This window comes from Enterobacter cloacae complex sp. ECL352 (assembly GCF_020149545.1).
In the GTDB taxonomy this organism is placed as follows: Bacteria; Pseudomonadota; Gammaproteobacteria; order Enterobacterales; family Enterobacteriaceae; genus Enterobacter; species Enterobacter asburiae_B.
The window spans coordinates 593,558-612,103 of sequence record NZ_CP083709.1 but is presented as its reverse complement, the minus strand read 5'-3'; the positions used below and the strand labels follow the sequence as shown (position 1 = coordinate 612,103).

14 protein-coding genes and 1 tRNA gene are annotated in these 18,546 nt (G+C 56.5%); 5 read left to right on the top strand and 10 right to left on the bottom strand.

Features of this window, described 5'->3' with window-relative positions:
* Positions 1–172 precede the first annotated feature (172 nt).
* A complete protein-coding gene (locus LBF07_RS02885; protein WP_049111576.1) occupies positions 173–1,561 on the top strand; it encodes a hypothetical protein in 1,389 nt (462 codons plus the stop codon).
* Positions 1,562–1,607: 46 nt separating this feature from the next.
* Here the strand turns inward: LBF07_RS02885 and LBF07_RS02880 are convergent, their stop codons facing one another.
* The 7 genes from LBF07_RS02880 to LBF07_RS02850 form a co-directional block, all read right to left on the bottom strand.
* Positions 1,608–2,882, bottom strand: coding sequence for an integrase arm-type DNA-binding domain-containing protein (locus LBF07_RS02880; protein ID WP_032104532.1), 1,275 nt, complete (start codon positions 2,880–2,882; stop codon positions 1,608–1,610).
* A 180-nt stretch (positions 2,883–3,062) separates the two neighbouring features.
* A tRNA-Asn gene (locus tag LBF07_RS02875) sits at positions 3,063–3,138 on the bottom strand.
* A 164-nt stretch (positions 3,139–3,302) separates the two neighbouring features.
* Entirely contained in the window at positions 3,303–5,492 is a 2,190-nt protein-coding gene (locus LBF07_RS02870) for a TonB-dependent siderophore receptor (RefSeq protein WP_206461968.1), read from the bottom strand.
* A gap of 26 nt (positions 5,493–5,518) precedes the next feature.
* Positions 5,519–6,844 (bottom strand): lysine N(6)-hydroxylase/L-ornithine N(5)-oxygenase family protein, encoded by a 1,326-nt coding sequence (locus LBF07_RS02865; RefSeq protein WP_094933994.1) that lies wholly within the window; start codon positions 6,842–6,844, stop codon positions 5,519–5,521.
* The gene (gene iucC / locus LBF07_RS02860) at positions 6,841–8,583 is read right to left on the bottom strand and encodes an IucA/IucC family siderophore biosynthesis protein (protein WP_094933993.1); all 1,743 of its coding nucleotides are present in this window, start codon (positions 8,581–8,583) and stop codon (positions 6,841–6,843) included. The genes LBF07_RS02865 and iucC overlap by 4 nt, the downstream gene beginning before the upstream one ends.
* A complete protein-coding gene (locus LBF07_RS02855; protein ID WP_094933992.1) occupies positions 8,580–9,527 on the bottom strand; it encodes a GNAT family N-acetyltransferase in 948 nt (315 codons plus the stop codon). The genes iucC and LBF07_RS02855 overlap by 4 nt, the downstream gene beginning before the upstream one ends.
* Positions 9,527–11,269, bottom strand: coding sequence for an IucA/IucC family siderophore biosynthesis protein (locus LBF07_RS02850; protein ID WP_094933991.1), 1,743 nt, complete (start codon positions 11,267–11,269; stop codon positions 9,527–9,529). The genes LBF07_RS02855 and LBF07_RS02850 overlap by 1 nt, the downstream gene beginning before the upstream one ends.
* Before the next feature lie 138 nt (positions 11,270–11,407).
* On the opposite strand from LBF07_RS02850, the gene LBF07_RS02845 reads away from it, so the two are divergent.
* Entirely contained in the window at positions 11,408–12,619 is a 1,212-nt protein-coding gene (locus tag LBF07_RS02845) for an MFS transporter (protein ID WP_094933990.1), read from the top strand.
* Here LBF07_RS02845 and mtfA read toward each other — a convergent pair.
* Positions 12,616–13,413 carry a DgsA anti-repressor MtfA gene (gene mtfA, locus LBF07_RS02840; RefSeq protein WP_023312333.1) on the bottom strand — a complete coding sequence of 266 codons (798 nt, stop codon included), beginning with the start codon at positions 13,411–13,413 and terminating at the stop codon, positions 12,616–12,618. The two genes, LBF07_RS02845 and mtfA, sit on opposite strands and share 4 nt — an antisense overlap.
* Before the next feature lie 214 nt (positions 13,414–13,627).
* Between mtfA and LBF07_RS02835 the strand changes: the two genes are divergently transcribed.
* From LBF07_RS02835 to LBF07_RS02825, 3 genes are all read left to right on the top strand, one after another.
* Entirely contained in the window at positions 13,628–13,774 is a 147-nt protein-coding gene (locus tag LBF07_RS02835) for a DUF2256 domain-containing protein (protein ID WP_071891562.1), read from the top strand.
* Entirely contained in the window at positions 13,771–15,300 is a 1,530-nt protein-coding gene (locus tag LBF07_RS02830) for a cryptochrome/photolyase family protein (RefSeq protein WP_094933989.1), read from the top strand. Before LBF07_RS02835 ends, LBF07_RS02830 begins: the two co-directional genes overlap by 4 nt.
* Before the next feature lie 92 nt (positions 15,301–15,392).
* Positions 15,393–16,292 carry a LysR family transcriptional regulator gene (locus LBF07_RS02825; protein ID WP_023312331.1) on the top strand — a complete coding sequence of 300 codons (900 nt, stop codon included), beginning with the start codon at positions 15,393–15,395 and terminating at the stop codon, positions 16,290–16,292.
* Here the strand turns inward: LBF07_RS02825 and LBF07_RS02820 are convergent.
* Together LBF07_RS02820 and LBF07_RS02815 are read right to left on the bottom strand one after the other, a co-directional pair.
* Positions 16,267–17,055 carry a substrate-binding domain-containing protein gene (locus tag LBF07_RS02820; RefSeq protein WP_094933988.1) on the bottom strand — a complete coding sequence of 263 codons (789 nt, stop codon included), beginning with the start codon at positions 17,053–17,055 and terminating at the stop codon, positions 16,267–16,269. The genes LBF07_RS02825 and LBF07_RS02820 overlap by 26 nt on opposite strands.
* Positions 17,052–18,365 carry an MFS transporter gene (locus LBF07_RS02815; RefSeq protein WP_094933987.1) on the bottom strand — a complete coding sequence of 438 codons (1,314 nt, stop codon included), beginning with the start codon at positions 18,363–18,365 and terminating at the stop codon, positions 17,052–17,054. Before LBF07_RS02815 ends, LBF07_RS02820 begins: the two co-directional genes overlap by 4 nt.
* Positions 18,366–18,546 lie beyond the last annotated feature (181 nt).

Genomic DNA, 18,546 nt, shown 5'->3' with positions numbered 1-18,546 from the left:
CAGGTTACTGTGTGATGGGGGATATTTTACGGTAAATAGTGCATTTCATCAATGAACAGTGTGCTACAGATTTCTTTTTAAATCATTATGTTAATGCATTTATTGAATGTCCTGTCCTTGTGTTAGTACAATTAGCTTTTATGCGTCTACCAAACATTATCAGGATGTGATGATGGCTAAACTGAACAAGAAACAACTTGCTTTACTCAAGGAAATGCCTGCCGATCAACTCATGCAAATAATTTGTGATATTGCAGAGAGTAATGGTCAGGCAAAATCCTTTATTATTAATAAATATCTGTTAACTCCAGAAGAATCACTGAAAAAGGCTGAGGCTGAATACAAAAGGGTAATTAAAACAAAACGCTTTTATGATTATTATGAAGCAGCGGTTTTTTTTGAGGGGCTATACAGGAATGTCATATTTCCACTTGAAAAGACGGTATCAACGCTGCCTGAAAAAACCGAGGCGTTTTGCCATGATTTACTGCTCTCATTTGATAAAATCAGCGAAATTGCTGATACATCAGATGGATCATGGATGGACTATTATAATGGTGCTGTCGAAACATGGTTAAAATCCCTGTCCCTACAAAAAGACAAAAGCATTGATGTTATAGCGGATAAAATACTTTCCGTGCTTAAAGGTGATGTATATTTTAACTTTGATATTTTTGATAAGTATAAAAAAGAGCTGGGATACAATGTTATTCGTGCTTTAAGGGAAAGTCTTCTTAAGACAGGTGATGTTAATTATGCTGTTGAGTTAAGTCTGTATATCAGGGATGTTGATTTCATCAGGCAATGCTTTGAGAAAAGAAAACTGAACCAGCCAGAATACATCATTAAGTTTGCTGAGTTGCTGGTTGATGAACTGTGTACTGAGGAGGCCATTCAGGTTCTCAATAAAATCAAAGAAGATAAATCAGTTGATCAGGCAGGGCTTCGTGATAAATGGACTGAGGTGTTGGCTCTGGCGTTGATTGAAGAAGGCGAGATTCAGCAGGCAAAAACAATTTGTATAGACGGATTTAAGAACAGGTGTGATGTTATTTTTTATAATATCTATAATCGGGTAGAGAAAAATAATGACTCACTGGATTTGTTCTCTGGCATAGCAAAGAAAAAAGGCTTTCCGTTTGTTATTCTTTTCTTGTCCGGGACAGATAGTTATGGAAAACTTGATTCTGAAGTCATGAATGCGAGTGAAAATGAAATCGCAGAGATGATGTCTTTATTACGCGGTTCTTTTGTTCGTACCTTATCGAGTGAGCTTTACAGGCATGGCTATGCATGTTCTGCAACTCTGCTCCGTAGAGTGCTGGCAGAGGACAGTATCAGCCGTTCTCAGAGTAAATACTACACCTATGCAGCATCTGATATGAAAAAAAGCATTGATTACAGTAAAGATATTACATGGACTAAAAAAATCCCTTCTACAGAAGAGTATTTAAAATCCCTGTTTATTGAGCACAAAAGAAAATACGCACTCTGGGAAATAATGCTGGAAAAAATCGCTGGTTTAGCGATAGAGAAAGATTCAGTATCATATTCAGCATAGACTGTAATTAAGCATGAAGTTGAAAGGCCGCGAACGGCCTTTCCCTTTATTTATTTGAAGCAAACTCAAACGGCCTGACCATATCGTTGCTGTTAGCATCAAGGAAATCAGCCCACCACTGCAACATCAGACGACGCTGATCAAGATGTTTTGCCTTGTGGGTATAAGCAGCACGGACGCTGTTGCTTTCCTTATGGCTCATTTGAAGCTCTACAGCGTCTTCTGACCATAGCCCGGACTCAATTAAGGCACTACAGGCCAGAGTGCGGAAACCGTGTCCACAGATGTCCTGCTTCGTGTTATATCCCATATTACGCAGGGCTTTGTTGATGGTGTTTTCACTCATGGGTTTAAACGAGTCATAACAGCCAGTAAAGATTAACCCATCATCTTGACCTTCTTCATAAGTCAGTTGTCGGATCTCTTTGAGTATCTTCATGGCCTGCTTACAAAGGGGAACGAAGTGCTTACGCTTCATTTTAGCCCCACGAGTCGAATGTTTGACGTTTTCAATTGCTTCACGCTGTTCGGGTATCACCCATAACTTACTTTTGAAATCAATTTCTGACCAGCGAGCGAAACGCAACTCACTGGAACGAATGAAAATCATCAGATTGAGCTGTATTGCCAGTATGGTTAACCTGCGGCCTTTGTATTCGGCAATTTTGTTCAGTAGCTGGGGTATTTCTTCCAGCTCAAGTGCAGGGCGGTGTTCAGTTTGTGGTTTCTGAACTGCACCTTCCATATCATAGGCTGGGTTATGGCGTATCAGCTTTTGCTGGACGGCATGACGCAGGATTGCCGTAATGTATTGTTGAATGCGCATGGCAACTTCAAGATAACCAAGAGCCTCAACTTTTTTCACCGGAACCAGCAGATCACCCGTATCCAGTTCGGCAACATCTTTGTCACCGATTACCGGGAAGACATAAGTTTCAAGGCGCTTCCATACGGCATCACCATAATCATCAGACCATTTTGTTTTCGTGGAGAACCACGCTTTGGCTACTGTTCTGAAGGAGCGTGTATTATCACGTTTGGCTTTAAGCTCTTTAACCTCTGCCTGTTTCTTTGCATTAGGGTCAATACCCTGAGCCAGAAGCCTTCTGGCCTCGTCACGGCGTTGTCTTGCGTCAGAAAGAGAAACTGCAGGGTAAACACCAATAGAGAAGAGTTTTTGTTTCCCTTCGAAGCGGTAAGCCATTTGCCAGTATTTCGAACCTTTAGGGGTAACACGAAGGAACATACCAAAGCCATCAGTAAGCTTGTATTCCTTCTCAAGGGGTTTTGCATTTTTTGCTTTAATATCAGTCAGTGACATGAAAACACCCCCTCATTTGTTGGTAAAAGGGAAATCGAACCAGCATTACCAGCATTTTTACCATCAAAATGATATGGCTTCGAGTGGTTTTTAATGAACGAGGGTGAACGACTGAGAGGGGATAACCAATTGATAGAAATGCAGAAAGCAGACGTTAGTGAACGTCTGCTTTCTTGAAAATGGCTCCTCTGACTGGACTCGAACCAGTGACATACGGATTAACAGTCCGCCGTTCTACCGACTGAACTACAGAGGAATCGTGTGAACGGGGCGAATATTATCGACCTGCGTTCACCTTGTCAAAGGGGGAAATTAAACTTTTCGTTCGTTTGCCGACAATTTCAGCAAATCGCTGATTTTATAGCAAATTCGCGTTGAAATCACACAGCAAAATGCGCCGCCCGCAGGCGGCGCGCAGGATCAGAACAGTACGGAGTAGTTCAGACCAAACGTTCGTCCGCGGCCTTTGTAGGTATACAGCCCCGGTGCGCCGTAGGTTGGGCTATACAGCCCCGGCGCGCGCTGGCCCCAGGCGGTGGTGTAGTCTTTGTCCAGCAGGTTTTCCACGCTGAAGCTGACCTTACCCACCGGCAGGGCGTAGCTGCCCAGGAAGTCGACCGTGTTATAGCCATCGATCTTCTTGCCGTCGGAATCTGACACGTCAAAGGTCTGCGTGCTCTGTACGCGCAGGGTCCAGTCGCCCGGCGCCCAGTTGACCCAAGCGCTGGCTTTCGACGGGCTGGCGCTGTCAACCGTCAGCTTCTCCCATTTGCCGTTTTCGCGCGTTTCAGACTTGATAGCGTTAAAGTTCGCACCGGTGCTCCAGTCGCTGTCGGTGAAGAAATAGTCCACCTGACCTTCCACCCCGTAGATACGACGCTTGTCGTCTTCCAGATTGATGGTCATATCCGTCTTGTTGATGGTGATGGTTTTATCCGAGAGCGAGTAATACGCTGCAACCTGCGTGCGCAGGTTATCGCCGGTGTAGCGCCAGCCCAGTTCATAAGCGTTGACCTTGATACCGTCCAGCGTCGAGTCGTTCACATTGACGCTGTTCAGCAGGCGATAGTGACCGTTGCTGAGCTGATAGGTGCCGGAGCCGTAGTACTTCGCCAGGTCCGGAATTTCGAAGCCCTGGGAGAAGTTAAACCACAGCTGCTGCTGTTCGGTCAGGCGACCGAGGATCCCGGCGTTAAACAGGAAGTTGTTGTAATCGGTTTTCCCGCCCGGCACCGCGTCGGCGGAGGTGGCTTTCCCGGTGGCGATGGCCTGCTGCTGGGTATAACCGACAAAGTCGTCCACCTTGTTTTCGGTGTACTGATAACGCACGCCGCCGCTCAGGGTGATGGCGTCAATGTCGTAGCTGGCCTGCAGGAACGGGGCGAGGTTGGTGATGCTGTAGCCCGGGTAACGGCCCACGTTGTAGGCGTTATCCAGCTCCATGCCGCCGCTCGCCGCAGCCTTGCTCAGGTTGAAGAACTGCTGGTTGGCATCGAAAGTTTCGTGGTCGGCATCCACACCCCAGGCCAGCGTTAAATCGTCCACCGGCTTGCTGTTCAGCGTCAGCTTGCCGCCGTAAAAATCGGTTTTCTGCTGGGATGCGCCGATGCTGCTCACCACGCCTTTGGTCAGGGTCGGGAACGGATAATAGGTCAGGCTCTCGTCGCGATAGTAAATCTGCGCGACCAGATCCTGGCCCCAAAAATCGGTATTGGAGTACTGAAGGTTAATCAGATGGCGCTCGGTGCCCGGTACGCGGTCAGAATCGAGATTATCTTTGTTGTACGCGGTCGCATCGCCCGTTACCGCCGAGAAGTTCTTCCCGAGATACAGCCCATGCTTGCCGTCGGACTCGCTCTTGTAGTACTGGGTCGTCAGCTGCAGCTGCTGACGATCGTCAATGTTGATGGTGCCTGTTCCCATCACATCAATACGGTCGGAATACTGGAGGCCGGTCTGGGTGTTATCGATAATCACCTCGTTGCCTTTGCCGTCATACCAACCGCCGTAGCGCTGATATGACACCGACAGACGACCGGAGGCGTTGTCGTTGCCGCCGCTTACGGCTGCCGACACGTTCTCATCGTGATCGTTATGGCTGTTAAACCCGCTTTTTGCCCCGGTCTGGAACTCAACTTCGGTTTCCGGCTGGCCTTTTTTGGTGACGATGTTCACCAGGCCGCCGGTGCTGCCGCCGCCGTAGAGCGAGGTGGCGCCGGAGATCACTTCGATACGGTCAATGTTGAACGGATCGATTGAGTCCAGCTGGCGGCTGTCGCTGCGGGACGAGTTCAGGCGAACGCCGTCCACCATCACCATCATGGAGCGGCCGCGCAGGTTCATGCCGTAGTTGGTACGGCCCTGGCTGCTGACGTCCATGCCCGGGATCAGCTGCGCCAGCACCTCTTTAATCTCTTTCCCGCCCTGAACCTGCTGCTCAATTTCAGCCCGCTCAATGACCCAGGTGGTCTGCGCCATCTCCGCCACGCTGCGGTGCGCGCGGCTGGCGGAGACAACGATATTTTCTTCCTTTTGTTCTTCCGCCCACGCAGAGGTAGAAAGCATTGCAAGCAAGCAAGGATTTAAAACCCAAAGATGAGAACGTTTCATTGTTATGTTGATCCTGATTGTGTGTGTCAGTACTCGGTGGTTTTTGCTAATGATTTAAAAACCGGGCTGCTGTCCGGGCTGGCGGTGGTGCGCCAGTGGATAACGCCGGGTGTGGTGGCCAGCTCAAACGGCTCGTCCGCGTGCGCGCGATTAAGAATTCGCGCTGCGCGCCAGGCCATCAGGCTGAGCTGGGGTTCGGCAATGCCGAGACGGTGCATCCCGGCGTTCACGGCGAACAGGCGGTTGCTCTGCGGGCCGTCCCATTCGAGGGTGAAATCATTGTTAATGCAGAAGGCTTCGTCCGTGTCCAGATGCAGGCGGTGAGACAGCGGCGCGAGGAACGCGGGCTGCACGGCGCGGTAGCCGGTGGCGAAAATCACCACGTCGCTCTCCAGCTGCTCGCGGCCGCCGTCGAGGTGATGCTGAATGCTCAGGCGATGGCCGTTTTCCTGGCGCGTCAGCGCCGTCACCGAGCGGGACGGCATCAGGTGTGCCCAGGGTTTTTCACGCAGCACTTCAAAGCGGTGGTACATGGCGCGGTAAATCGCCAGCAGGGACTCGGTGGTGATCCCGTCGGACGTCATTTTCTGCTCGTGCAACATCTGACGACGGGCCTCTTCATCCAGCGTGGAGAAGCTGTCCACATACTCCGGCGTGAAATACTCGTTCGCAAAGGCGGCTTCATCCAGCGCGTTGTAGTTATTGCGGCGCGATACCCAGTTCAGGCTCAGCGGCTGGCCCCATTCGCCGCGGAAGATATTCAAAAACAGGTCGGCCCCGCTCTGTCCGCCGCCGACGACGGTGACGCGCTTGCCCGTGAGATCCGGCGTGCGCAGCATCATCTCGCTGGCGTGGAAGCAGGTTTCGTCCTGCGTCGTGACGCAGTCAGGCAGGTTGATCTGTTTGCCAATCCCCACGCAGACGTGGCGCGCCAGGAAACGGTCGCGCTGGGTCACCACCTCAAACAGGCCGCTTTTCTCATCAAAGCTCACCTGCTGCACCTGCTGGCTGAAGGACAGATTGGTGAGGTTTTCCGCCGCCCAGCACAGGTAGTCCGCAAACTCTTCGCGGGAGACGGTGCGCTGCTCGGTGGTCAGGAAGCGGTAGAACTTTTTGCGCTGCACCAGGTAGTTCAGGAAGCTGTGGCGGTTGGTTGGCTCCACGGCGCTGACCAGATCCTTCAGGAAGCTGGTCTGCATGTGGCAGTCCGGCACCATCATCCCCGGGTGCCAGGAGAAATGCGGTTTACGCTCAAGGAACAGCGAGCTAAAGCCGTCCAGCCCTTCGGCCAGAGCGGCGATGCTGAGGTTAAACGGGCCAATACCAATGCCGATGAAATCATAGGTTTTCATTGCGCTGACTCCCGGGAGGCGAGAAAAAGAGGGTTATCAAGGTCGGTGACATAGTTCGGCAGCATGCGGCTGCCGCCGTCGTGTTCGGAGAAGGTCAGTTTGACCGGGTTGAGGATCACGCGAATAATCTGCGGCTTGAAGAGATCGAATTTGGCGAAGCGTTCTGCCAGATCCGGGTGCGCCGCCATATAACCCCGTAATACCCCGGCCAGAATCTGGTAGAAGCGCGTTTCGCTCACGCCGCATTGCAGGGTGAGGCGCGAGATAAAGCGCAGCACCGTCACAAAGTTGCCGGTTTGCAGGTCGTGAATAATGTAATCCGCGTTCAGACGCGCCGTGACGGCCTTCACCTGATCCGGCAGGCTCTGGGCCTGTGGGAAATCCTCATCCACCAGGCGCATATCGCCCTGGAAATCTTTCAGCAGGATGCGCTGCGGGACGTAATCCTTCATCACCAGCGTCACGTTCTGGCCGTGGGCGATCAGCGCCACGCCGTAGCGGCAGAGCAGGTGATAGAACGGGATCACCGTTGCCTCAAACAGCTTTTCAAGCCACGCGTCGGCGCTTAGCCCCGAGCGTTTAATCCACGCGTCGATCAGCGGGCGCCCGGCATTGTCGGTTTCCATCAGCGCCGCCATCAGCACCGCCTGTTCACCGTCTTCTAAATAACAGGACGGATTCTCGCGCCAGATCACCCCCAGCATCTCCTGATAGCGGTAGGGCGCTTTCGGCAATGCGGCGTAACCCGGATGCGACAGATATCCGGCGGCGGGTTCGCCAAGCACCTGCGCTCCGGAGCGGATCAGCGTGGCGTCGGTAGCGAACTGCTGCTGCAGCCAGCGCGAAGCCAGCGGCCCGGCAGCAATGTATTTGCCCGGGATGCCGCGATAGCAGGAGGTGTTGTAGATGGTCAGCGGAAGCTTGATGTCATACGGCGCGCGACGGCTGGCGTTGGTGAGCGTGCGCAGGGACTGCTGCGCCAGATACTCGTCGCCAAATTCGCCCAGTTCAACCATCTCACCGCGCGCCAGCTGCGCCAGGAAATGAATGGCGATCTTCTGCTGCCATTGCCACGGGTGCAGCGGCACCGGCAGCCAGCCGTCGTTGAGACCCAGCGCCTGCCAGCGGGCGTCAAAGCGGGTGCGCTCGGCGTTGTCCATGGCGCTCGCCAGCAGAGCGTTGATATCGCAATCGGCGTCGCTGCTCCAGACCAGATGCTCGCGCTGAACGGCAACCCAGTGCAGGCGAAAACGCCCGCGATACTCCGGCGCGTACTGACGCAGCGCGTCCAGCCCCCAGCCGCGGCGGCCTTTGTTGAAAATAAACTTCGGATGACCGCTCATCAGACACTGTAATTCGTCCGGGTCGAGGTGGATCAGCGCGTCCGCGTCCAGCGCTTCACGCGCCTGCAGCAGCTGCATGTCGCCGCGCAGCGTGGCGTAGAGATCTTCCATATGCTCTGCCGTTTGCGCGTCGCTCATCTCCAGCACCGTCGCCAGCTGCAGCAGCGCGCGTTCCGCTTCGACGGCTTCGCCGCTGGCGGCGATCAGGCTGTCCGGGTCGATATGCAGCCAGCCCCAGATCCCGCGCGCGGCGCGAAACTGCCAGGACTCGGTGCCCATAGTGATGCGCCAGCCGTCCGACGAAACCGGCTCAGCGCGCAGGGTGCGTTCGTACTCCAGCTCGGCGAGGATCTTCGCCACCATCTCGCGGTTCACTTTCTGCCAGAGCGCGTTCACAGTTCCACCTCGCTGAAGAAGCGGTGACGCTGGCTCACGATCAGGCGCGAGCGCTTGTGCGGGAAGTCGAACTCTTTCATCGTCTCAAAACCGGCGGAGGCCAGATGGCGGAACAGGCGCTGGTTGTCGAAGCGCGGCTCGGCGACAATGCGCGCGGTGCGCGGTTCATCGAGATACAGATAGTGGCTTAACCCGCGCAGCCAGCTGCGGATGTACTGCGCGCCGCGCCAGTTCTCTTCGCCCACCAGCATGTGCAGGCCGCGGTCAAACGGCTGCCAGCGGTAGTGGCGGCCAATGCGGTCTTCCGCCGCCCAGTAGAGCTCAAAATAGCCGAACGGCTGGTCGTCGAAGCAGCCGATAACCGGGTAGCAGTAGGTCGAGTCAAGCTGACGACGCAGGTAGCTTTCCTGTTCGGCCTGCGGGCCAGCCATCTCCCAGAAGGCGTTCACGCGCGTGTTGTTCATCCATTGGGTAAAGCGTTCGCCGTCCAGCGCCACGTCGGCCACGCGGAAGCTGAGGGTGCGCTTAATTGGCGGATCGTAACGACGGTACACTTCGCCCTGCGGGCGATGAGGACGCAGCGGGAAATACAGCTGACGGCTCTCATCAAACTGCATCCCGCCGCTGGCCCGTGATTGTTCGCCTTTCAGCCACAGCGGCAGCTGCCAGAAGGTTTCGCGTGCCAGATAGTCCCCGTGGGCCAGGCTAAACAGCGCCTGCGCCTGGGGTTCATCCTGCCAGGTCGCCCAGGGCAGGGTAATGCCGGTTAGCGCGGGTGCGGCAACAAACAGCTGATCCAGGGCTTCGACCAGCCAGCCGTCCGGGATCCCATTCAGACGCTCCAGCACCGCGCTGCCGTCAAGACCCAGCGTCAGCGGCAGGTTCTTTTCCGTGGCGGTGCAGCGAAAGCCGTAGCCGGAATGGACGATATTCGCGATGGCCATTACGCCTTCTCCTTGTAAAACGGGTTGCTAAAGTCGAAATAGATCACCGCCGGATCGGCGATGGTGTTTTCATTGCGATCGTGCAGGTAGCAGAAGAAGTTGCCTTTGCAGTTCCAGGTCGGGCTGTCCAGCACGTAGTCGAGGCAGCGGGTCTGCTTTGCCGTGCGGCGAAGTTCCGTCAGCGCGTCGCGCACCCGGGACATCAGGCTTTCCTCGCTGTCGAAACCTGCGGCGGCGAGGGCGGCGGTGACGGCAAGGGTAGAGTTCAGCAGCAGATAATAAGGGAAGTAGCGCAGCAGCTGGTTCTCACCGAAGCGGTTTTCCACCTCCGTTTCGCCCGCCTCTTTCAGCCACGCGTCGGCCCCTTCGGTCCACGCGCTGCCCTGGCAGTCGCGGTAGATCAGCCCGACGGGGAAATCCTGCTGCATCTCAACGAGGATATTTTGCTGGTGCGCCAGCAGGACCAGACCGTAGTCCGCCTCGGCGCTGAACAGCGGAAGTAATACGCGGTCGCAATAGGCGTCCAGCCAGCAGCGGGCGGCCTGGGCGAGCGGTAATTCCAGACGCTGGCTCAGACGGCGCACCGCGGAGGCCAGCAGGCTATCACCGCCGTCCGGCGCGGCCTGGGTCAGGCTCACCAGCACGTTGGTTTGTGTTTCAGGGGTATCGAACAGCAGGTTGACGCGCAGGGCCATCAGGCTCTCTTCCTGAACGATGCCGTTTTCGTCACGCAGCCCCGCCCAGCCGTCTTCCTGCATCACGCGCATGGTCGGGTAGCGAGCCTGCAAATCTTGCCAGCGTTCCGTTTTCGCCAGGCGCGCCAGGCGCATTCCGCGCTTAACCTCTTTGACCGACAGCGTGCGCACGGAGTTGGTCAGGCGCACGCTGAGGGAGAACTTAATCATGTCGCCGTTGGTTTCGCTGTACAGCGAGCGGGACGAGCTGGTGGGCAGCCACTGCGCGCCCGCTTCACCCAGATCCTGCAATGAACCGTTTGCCGCCAGACGCTGGCACCAGTCCTGCTCAAGCAGATAGTCGGCCTGCCACGGATGCATCGGCAGCAGCCAGCGTGTGTCGGTGAAGTGGCCGAGCAGCTCAGGCGCGCTCTGGGCCGCGAAGCGCAGCAGACGCTCGCGCAGGGAGACGTTCAGGCTGTCGCCAGCAACGAGCGTGCTCTCAACGGCAAACCAGCGCAGCGGGAAGCGGGAGGCGAAATCGGGCAGATAGCGACGCGCCTCGGTTTCGTTGAACGGCTCGTGCGACTTCGGTGCCGGGTGAAACGCGTGGCCGACCAGCAGCGCCTGTTCCGCCTCGGCAAACGTCAAAGGCCTATCGCGCAGGTTTGCCCAGCCGTGGCGCAAATCGATAGCCTGCCAGGTGTGCGCATGGCTTTCCAGAACGCGCTGCTTAAAACGCGCCAGCGTATCGGCATCCAGCGAGCCTTTTACTGACGGTTTTTCAAGAATTAAATCAACCAGTTGATCAAATGTGACGGCGTCACCGTCATCACTGTTGCTTTGAATAAGCGTTGCCGGGAAACGGTACTGATGATGCTGGGTAGGAGAGAAATAGCGTACCGGAACCCGAAGAGCCTGGGTCTGTGACAGCGGGATATGAATGTCCGGTAACGCATCCGCAGCGGTAGCGGGGAGATAGCGCCAGTCCTTCGTTTCGCGCAACAGGGCGTTTAAAAAACACTGGGCTGCAACGTCTGTACCGGCAGAGCGGGGCAGAGCACGCATAGATGTACCTCATTCCATGATTGATAATAATTCTCGTTATGATATTCATTCTGTTTACAGTCGCAACCATTTTTGCAATATTTGTTTTCATAAACTTCATGATTTCCACACATTTATTGACACTATGTTCACATTCTCATGCGCGCTGACTCAGAAACATTGACAGAAAACGTCACCTCAAAAGCCAACTGGCCCCTGGCGTTATGTGCGGGTTTATTAGGTATCGGGCAAAACGGCCTGCTGGTGATGCTCCCGCAGCTGGTGACTCTGACCGGGCTGTCGCTCTCGGTCTGGGCCGGTCTGCTGATGTTCGGATCCATGCTCTTTTTACCGGCCTCGCCCTGGTGGGGACGCCAGAGCGAGAGGCGGGGATGTAAGGCCGTGATGGTGGCCTCGCTGAGCGGCTATCTGGCCAGTTTCGCCGTCATGGCGCTGGTGGTCTGGGCGATGGCGGCCGGAAGGCTGGATACCGTCTGGGGACTGGCGGGGCTAATCCTCTCGCGCCTGCTCTACGGACTGACGGTCTCGGGGCTGGTGCCTGCGGCCCAGACGTGGGCTATTCAGCGTGCGGGGCTGGAGAAGAGAATGGCGGCGCTGGCGACGATAAGCTCCGGCCTCAGCTGCGGACGTTTGCTCGGCCCGCCGCTGGCGGCGCTGATGCTTAGCGTCAGCCAGGTGGCGCCGCTCTGGCTGATGGCGATCGCGCCGTTAATCGCGCTGCTGCTGGTGCTTCGCGAAGCCGCAGACCCGCCGCTGCCGCCGGTGGCGCACCAGGCGACCCGGCTGCAGGCATCCATGCTGCCGTTCCTTCTGCTGGCGCTGCTGCTGGCGGCGCTGGTGAGCCTGATGCAGCTTGGCCTGTCACCGCATCTTAGCCCCCTGCTGGAGGGCAACGCCCGGGAGATCAGCCATCATGTTGCGCTTCTGCTGAGCCTGGCCGCGCTGGCCACGCTCGCGGCGCAGTTTCTGGTGGTCCGCCCGCAGCATTTCACCCCGGTGACGTTACTCTGCATCGCGGCGGTGCTGATGGTGGCCGGGCTTGGGCTGATGACCGTCGCGGGTTTAACGCTGTTCTACGTGGGGATTGTTATCACTTCACTCGGGGCGGCGATGGCCACGCCGGGCTACCAGCTGCTGCTGAACGACAGGCTGACCACCGGGAAAGGGGCGGGCGTCATCGCCACCAGCCACACGTTAGGCTACGGCGTCAGCGCGCTGCTGGTGCCCGTGGTGACGCGCTTTTACGGCGAGCAGTCTTTGACGGTGGCCGCGTGGGGAATGGCAGTGCTGTTTTTAGCGTTGAGCATAGGGGTGCGGTCAACCGAGCGGACCCCTGCTGAAAAGCCTTAATGGATCTGGCGGGAGGAATGGCCGCCAGACTCCTCATTTTGCCGCAGACGCTGGAGCGGATCCTGCTGATAAAACTGGCAGAAACGCTGCCACAGCGCCGGGAAGCGGGGCGCGAAGAGCTCGGGCGCGCTGAAGAAATACTCCGAAAGCACCGCAAAACACTCGGCCGGGTCGGTTGCCGCATAGGCGTCAATGCTGGCCGCGCTTTCGCCGACCAGGTCTATTTCATCCTGGATGTTATCCATCGCCGCGTGCAGATCGTGCTCCCAGCCCGCCACTTCGCGAAGCGGGATCAGCGGTACTCCGCTGGCGCGATCGCCGTTGCGGGTATCGAGCTTGTGCGCCACTTCATGGATAACCAGATTAAAACCGGACGCATCGAACGAGTCCTGAATGTCGAGCCAGTTGAGGATAATCGGCCCTTGCTGCCAGCTTTGTCCGGACTGCACCACGCGCTGGTTGTGCACCAGCCCGATATCGTCCTGCCATTCGTCATCCACCACGAACGGCGCGGGATAGATAAGCACCTCGTGGAAACCGTCCAGCCACTCAATGCCGAGCTCAAGCACCGGCAGACAGAAAAGCAGGGCGATGCGCGCGTTTTTCAGGGGATCGAGTTCGAAACCCTGCAGTGGAACCAGGCGTTTTTGCTGTAAAAAACGATCCGCCAGCTGAACCAGTTTCGCTTGTTCATCCGGCTTAAGATTTGCCAGAACAGGGATCGTCAGCGCGTCATCCCATGGCAGCGCCATATCCCGGCCAGCCTCATTCGTTTTCCAGGGCCACTTTATCATCGCTTTGCTCGCAAACTCGTCACTTGAACAAAAATGGGAAAGTCAGGTTTGGTTAAGATGCCAGAAAATCGCTCACTGCGACAATTCCAGCCTGAATAAACTATCATTCGTACGTAGCGGTGGGTAGCGGTTTGCGGGCATCACCTTCATTTTGTGAAGTCTGTCGTAGCCTTAACCCACAGGTTCAGTGAAGAAATCAGTACGGTATTGAAAAATGAGCGATTTCAAAGGTAACAAGCAGGACCTGCCCAGCCGTGCGTGCGCGCACTGCCAGCGGCCTATGACGTGGCGCAAGAAATGGGCGAAATGCTGGGATGAGGTCAAATACTGTTCCGAGCGCTGTCGCAGGAGCCACCGTTGACCGAGCTGCGCCTGATCCTGGGCGATCAGCTTAATCCGCACCACAGCTGGTTTGATGCTTGTAATCCAAATGTCATTTACGTGATGCTGGAGCTGCGGGCGGAAACCGCGTACGTGCTTCATCACGCCCAGAAAGTGATCGCCATCTTTGCGGCCATGCGCGCGTTTGCCTCTGCGTTAAAGGAAAAGGGGCATCGGGTGAGGTATGTCCGGCTCTCTGACAGCTCTAACCGCGGCGCGCTGGAAGACAATCTCAACGCGCTTGTCGCGCATTACGGCGCGGACAGGGTGCTGTGGCAGGAGCCCGACGAATGGCGCCTGGATACGCAGCTGCAGGCGTGGGCAAAAGCGGCGTCCGTCGAAACGGCCTGCGTCAGCAGCGAGCATTTCTTCACCACCCGTGAACAGGTGAGCGCGTTCTTTGCGACGCGTAAAAGCTGGCGAATGGAGTACTTTTACCGGGAAATGCGTCGTCAGCACGGCATACTGTTAACCTCAGAAGGCGAGCCGGAAGGGGGAAAATGGAATTTTGATGCTGAAAATCGTAAACGCTGGTCCGGCGAGCCGCCCGCGCCGGGGGACTCGCGCCCGCGCCACGATTATTCAGCCTTATGGGCGGAGATCCAACGCTGTGGCGTAAACACCTTCGGCGAACCGCAGGCCGGGAATTTTCGCTGGCCGCTCAACCGTTCGGAAGCCAAAGCCAGGCTGGATGAATTTATCACTCACGTGCTCCCGCAGTTTGGCGCCTGGCAGGATGCGATGCACGCGGAGGAGCCTTTTCTTTTCCACTCGTTAATTTCATTCGCGCTGAACACCAAAATGCTTAATCCGCAGGAAGTGGTGGCTGCCGCCCAGCAGGCATGGCGTTCGGGCCATGCGCCGCTGCCTGCCGTTGAAGGGTTTATTCGACAAATTCTCGGCTGGCGGGAGTACGTGCGTGGGATCTACTGGTCGCAGATGCCGGGCTACCGGGAGCTGAATGCCTTAGACCAGCACGCCCCGCTGCCGGACTGGTTCTGGACCGGCAAGACGCAGATGCGCTGCCTGGCGCATGCCGTTGGGCAGTCGCTCACCGAGGCTTACGCCCACCATATCCAGCGCCTGATGGTCATCGGGAACTTTAGCCTGCTCAGCGGCCTGTCGCCGCAGGCGGTTCATGAATGGTATCTGGGGGTCTACATTGATGCCTTTGAATGGGTGGAGCTGCCCAATACCCTCGGCATGAGCCAGTTTGGCGATGGCGGGCTGCTGGCCAGCAAGCCCTACGTCTCGAGCGCGTCATATATTCATAAGATGAGTAACTACTGTCAGGGGTGCCGGTATCAACACAGCCAGCGTACCGGAGAGCTGGCCTGCCCCTTCAATGCCCTTTACTGGGATTTCTTTGCGCGCAACCAGGCGCGTCTGGGTAACAGTCCCCGCCTGAGCATTGTCTTTAAACAGCTGGCGGACATGAAGGAAGAGGAGCGGCAGGCCATTGCCGATCGCGCCGGGTATGTTCGCCTGCATCTCAACGAACTCTGACGTATTTTAACACCGCGCCGGTTGCGGTGGGTCAATAAGACGCTATTATTTTTGATTTTGCTGCGTTTTCCCTGACAGGACATCCAGACGCTATGCCCGTGAATTTTGACCTTAACGATCTTTATGCTTTCAGAGCGTTAGTGGAATACGGTAACTTCCGTGTCGCTGCTGAATCTATCTGCTTATCCCAGTCGGCGCTGAGCCGCAGGATTGAAAAGCTGGAAGCCGCGCTGGGAAACCGGCTGTTTGACCGTACCACCCGCCGCGTGGCCTTAACGTTATACGGGCAAAACTTTGCTGAACGCTCCGCGCAGCTGCTCGACAACGTTGAGTCAATGCTGGCGGACGTTGATAAGGTCAGCGAAGAGCGGACGGGGCTGATCACAGTTGCCACGGTTCCTTCCGCCGCCTGTTATTTTATGCCCGATGTGATCCGTCGTTTTCAGTCTCGCTATCCGCGGGTTCGTATTAAGCTCATCGACAGCAGCGCGGGGAATGTGATTGACGCCGTGGCCCGAAGCCAGGCGGATTTCGGCATCAGCTTCGCAGGAAACCTGCCGTCTGACATCGAATTTTTCCCGCTGGTGGAGGATGTCTATGTTGCGGCGTGCCGAAAGGATCACCCCCTGGCGCAGAAGAGTCATCTGACGTGGCAGGCCTTTTATCAGCAGGATTATATCTCCCTCGATAAAACGTCAGGTAACCGTAACCTGCTCGATCGGATGCTGGGGGATATCGTTCCCGAACGCCCAAGCGTCTGCGAAACGCGCCACGTTACCACGATGCTCGGCATGGTAGAGGCGGGGATCGGCATCGCTGCCGTTCCCGCCATGTCGATGCCGACGTCAGAGCACACGCTGCTGACGCATCTGCCGCTGGTGGCGCCGGAAGTGAAACGCACCGTGGGGCTTATCCGGCGCCGGGGGCGCATCCAGTCCTACATTGCGGCTGAACTGGAAAAGCAGATTACCGAGCAGTATCGCCGGACGTAACGGGGATCATCCCCGTATCCTGGATGACGGCCCTGGAGGGCGGTGAGGCGAGATAGGTCAGCAGCGCTTTCCCCTCCGCGGGATGTTCTGCATGGTGGGTGACCGCACCCGCGAAGCGCGTGATGTACTGCAGATTATCCGGGATTTTCCCGATAAAGGTGACGCCCTGAACCGGCAGCAGCTCGCTGACCTGCTGGAAGCCCACGGCGTATTTTCCTTTCGCCACTTCTGAGGCGACCGGGATACGCTCGACCATTGTCGCTTTATCCGCCACTTCCTTTTCAACCCCCAGCTTTTTGAACAACGCCTGGCTGACGTACCTGCCGCTGGCGCTGTCAGAGTAGGCGATGGAGCTGGCCTGCAGCAGCGTTTTACGCAGAGCCGCCTCGCTGCTGATATCAGGGACATCCGCACCTTTTTTCACCACCATGCCAACGGGGGAGTCCGCAAGTTCGGTTCGCGAACCCGTCTGGGTCTGGCCGGCTTTTTCGAGCTTCTCCAGCGCATCGCCGACCATAATCACCACGTCGGCTTTCTCGCCGCGCGCCAGTCGGTTTGGGATCGCCTGCGGCGTAGCGCCCATTGAGGGGCCGGGGATGATCACGATTTTATCCCCGGTCCGGCGTTCATAGTCCGGGGCCAGCTTTTCCAGGGCGGCTTTGAAGCCGCCTGAAATCATGACTTTCACGTCCTGGGCACAGGCATTAACGCTCAGGAGCGTCAGCACCAGCGCGCTGGCGATATAGCGATAAGTGCGTTTCATACTGCCCCCTGTGACTTGACGGTGTTTTGCAGCGATACCGCGCGGCGGCGGTAGAGGTAGAGCGTGGCCAGCAGGGCACACACGGCGGCAAAACTCATCCAGTAGCCAGGCGAGGCTTTGTCACCGGTGTATTCAATCAGCGCAGTGGACATGACCGGGGTAAAGCCGCCAAAGACCGCCGTTGCCAGGCTGTAAGCCAGAGAGAACCCCGCCACGCGCACTTCAGCAGGCATAATCTCCGTCAGGGCCGGGATCATCGCGCCGTTGTACAGGCCGTAGAGGAAGGAGAGCCACAGCAGCACGATCAGCATCATGGAGAAGCTGGGCGCGCTCGCCAGCAGCGTCAGGGCAGGGTAGCTGGTTGCCAGCGCCAGCAGGGCCATGGCAATCAGCACCGGCTTGCGCCCGAAGCGATCCGACAGCGCGCCGCCGACCGGCAGCCAGATGAAGTTAGAAATCGCCACCAGCAGCGTGACCAGCAGGCTGTCCGAGGCGCTGAGCATCAGCACCTTTTTGCCAAAGGTGGGGGCGTAGACGGTGATCAGGTAGAACGCGGTGGTGGTCATCGCCACCATCAGCATGCCCGCGACCACCACCTGCCAGTTGCCAAGCAGCGTTTTAAAGACCTGACGCATCTCCAGATGATGGCGGCGCGCGCTGAACTCTTCTGTTTCCTCCAGCTTGCGGCGCAGGAAGAAGATAAACGGCACGATTAAACAGCCGAACAGGAACGGGATGCGCCAACCCCATTCGCGAATGGCGCTCTCCTCCATCAGGGCATTCAGGGCAAAGCCCATCGCCGCGGCGACCATAATGGCGACCTGCTGACTGCCGGACTGCCAGCTGGTGTAAAACCCTTTGCGGCCCGGCGTGGCGATTTCAGCCAGATAAACCGAGACGCCTCCAAGCTCTGCACCGGCGGAAAAGCCCTGTAGCAGACGGCCCATCAGCACCAGCAGCGGCGCCCACAGACCGATGCTTTGATAAGAAGGGATAAGCACGATCAGAAACGTCCCCGCCGCCATGATGGAAAGCGTGACGATTAGCCCCTTTCTGCGACCTACCTTGTCGATATAGGCGCCAAGCACAATGGCCCCGATGGGGCGCATCAAAAAGCCCGCGCCGAAGACGGCGAAGGTCATCATCAGCGACGCAAATTCACTGCTCGCGGGGAAGAACGTGTGGGCGATGTAGGTGGCATAGAAGCCGAAAAGAAAGAAATCGAACTGCTCAAGAAAGTTGCCGGACGTCACGCGAAGTATGGCGCCCGCTTTCGAGCGTACGGTTGCAGGTGAGGTTGAGGAAAACATGGTTATCTCCAGTTTATTGTTGACGTTTTACGCGTCTGTTTTTGAAAACTGGATCAGGATGAGGAAATAGATAAGCGCAAATGCCGCATCGGCTGATGCACTTTTTGCATGAATCGCCTTCGCGGGATCAATACAATTAATTACAACAATAACTTAACAATTAATTGATTTTTTATTCACC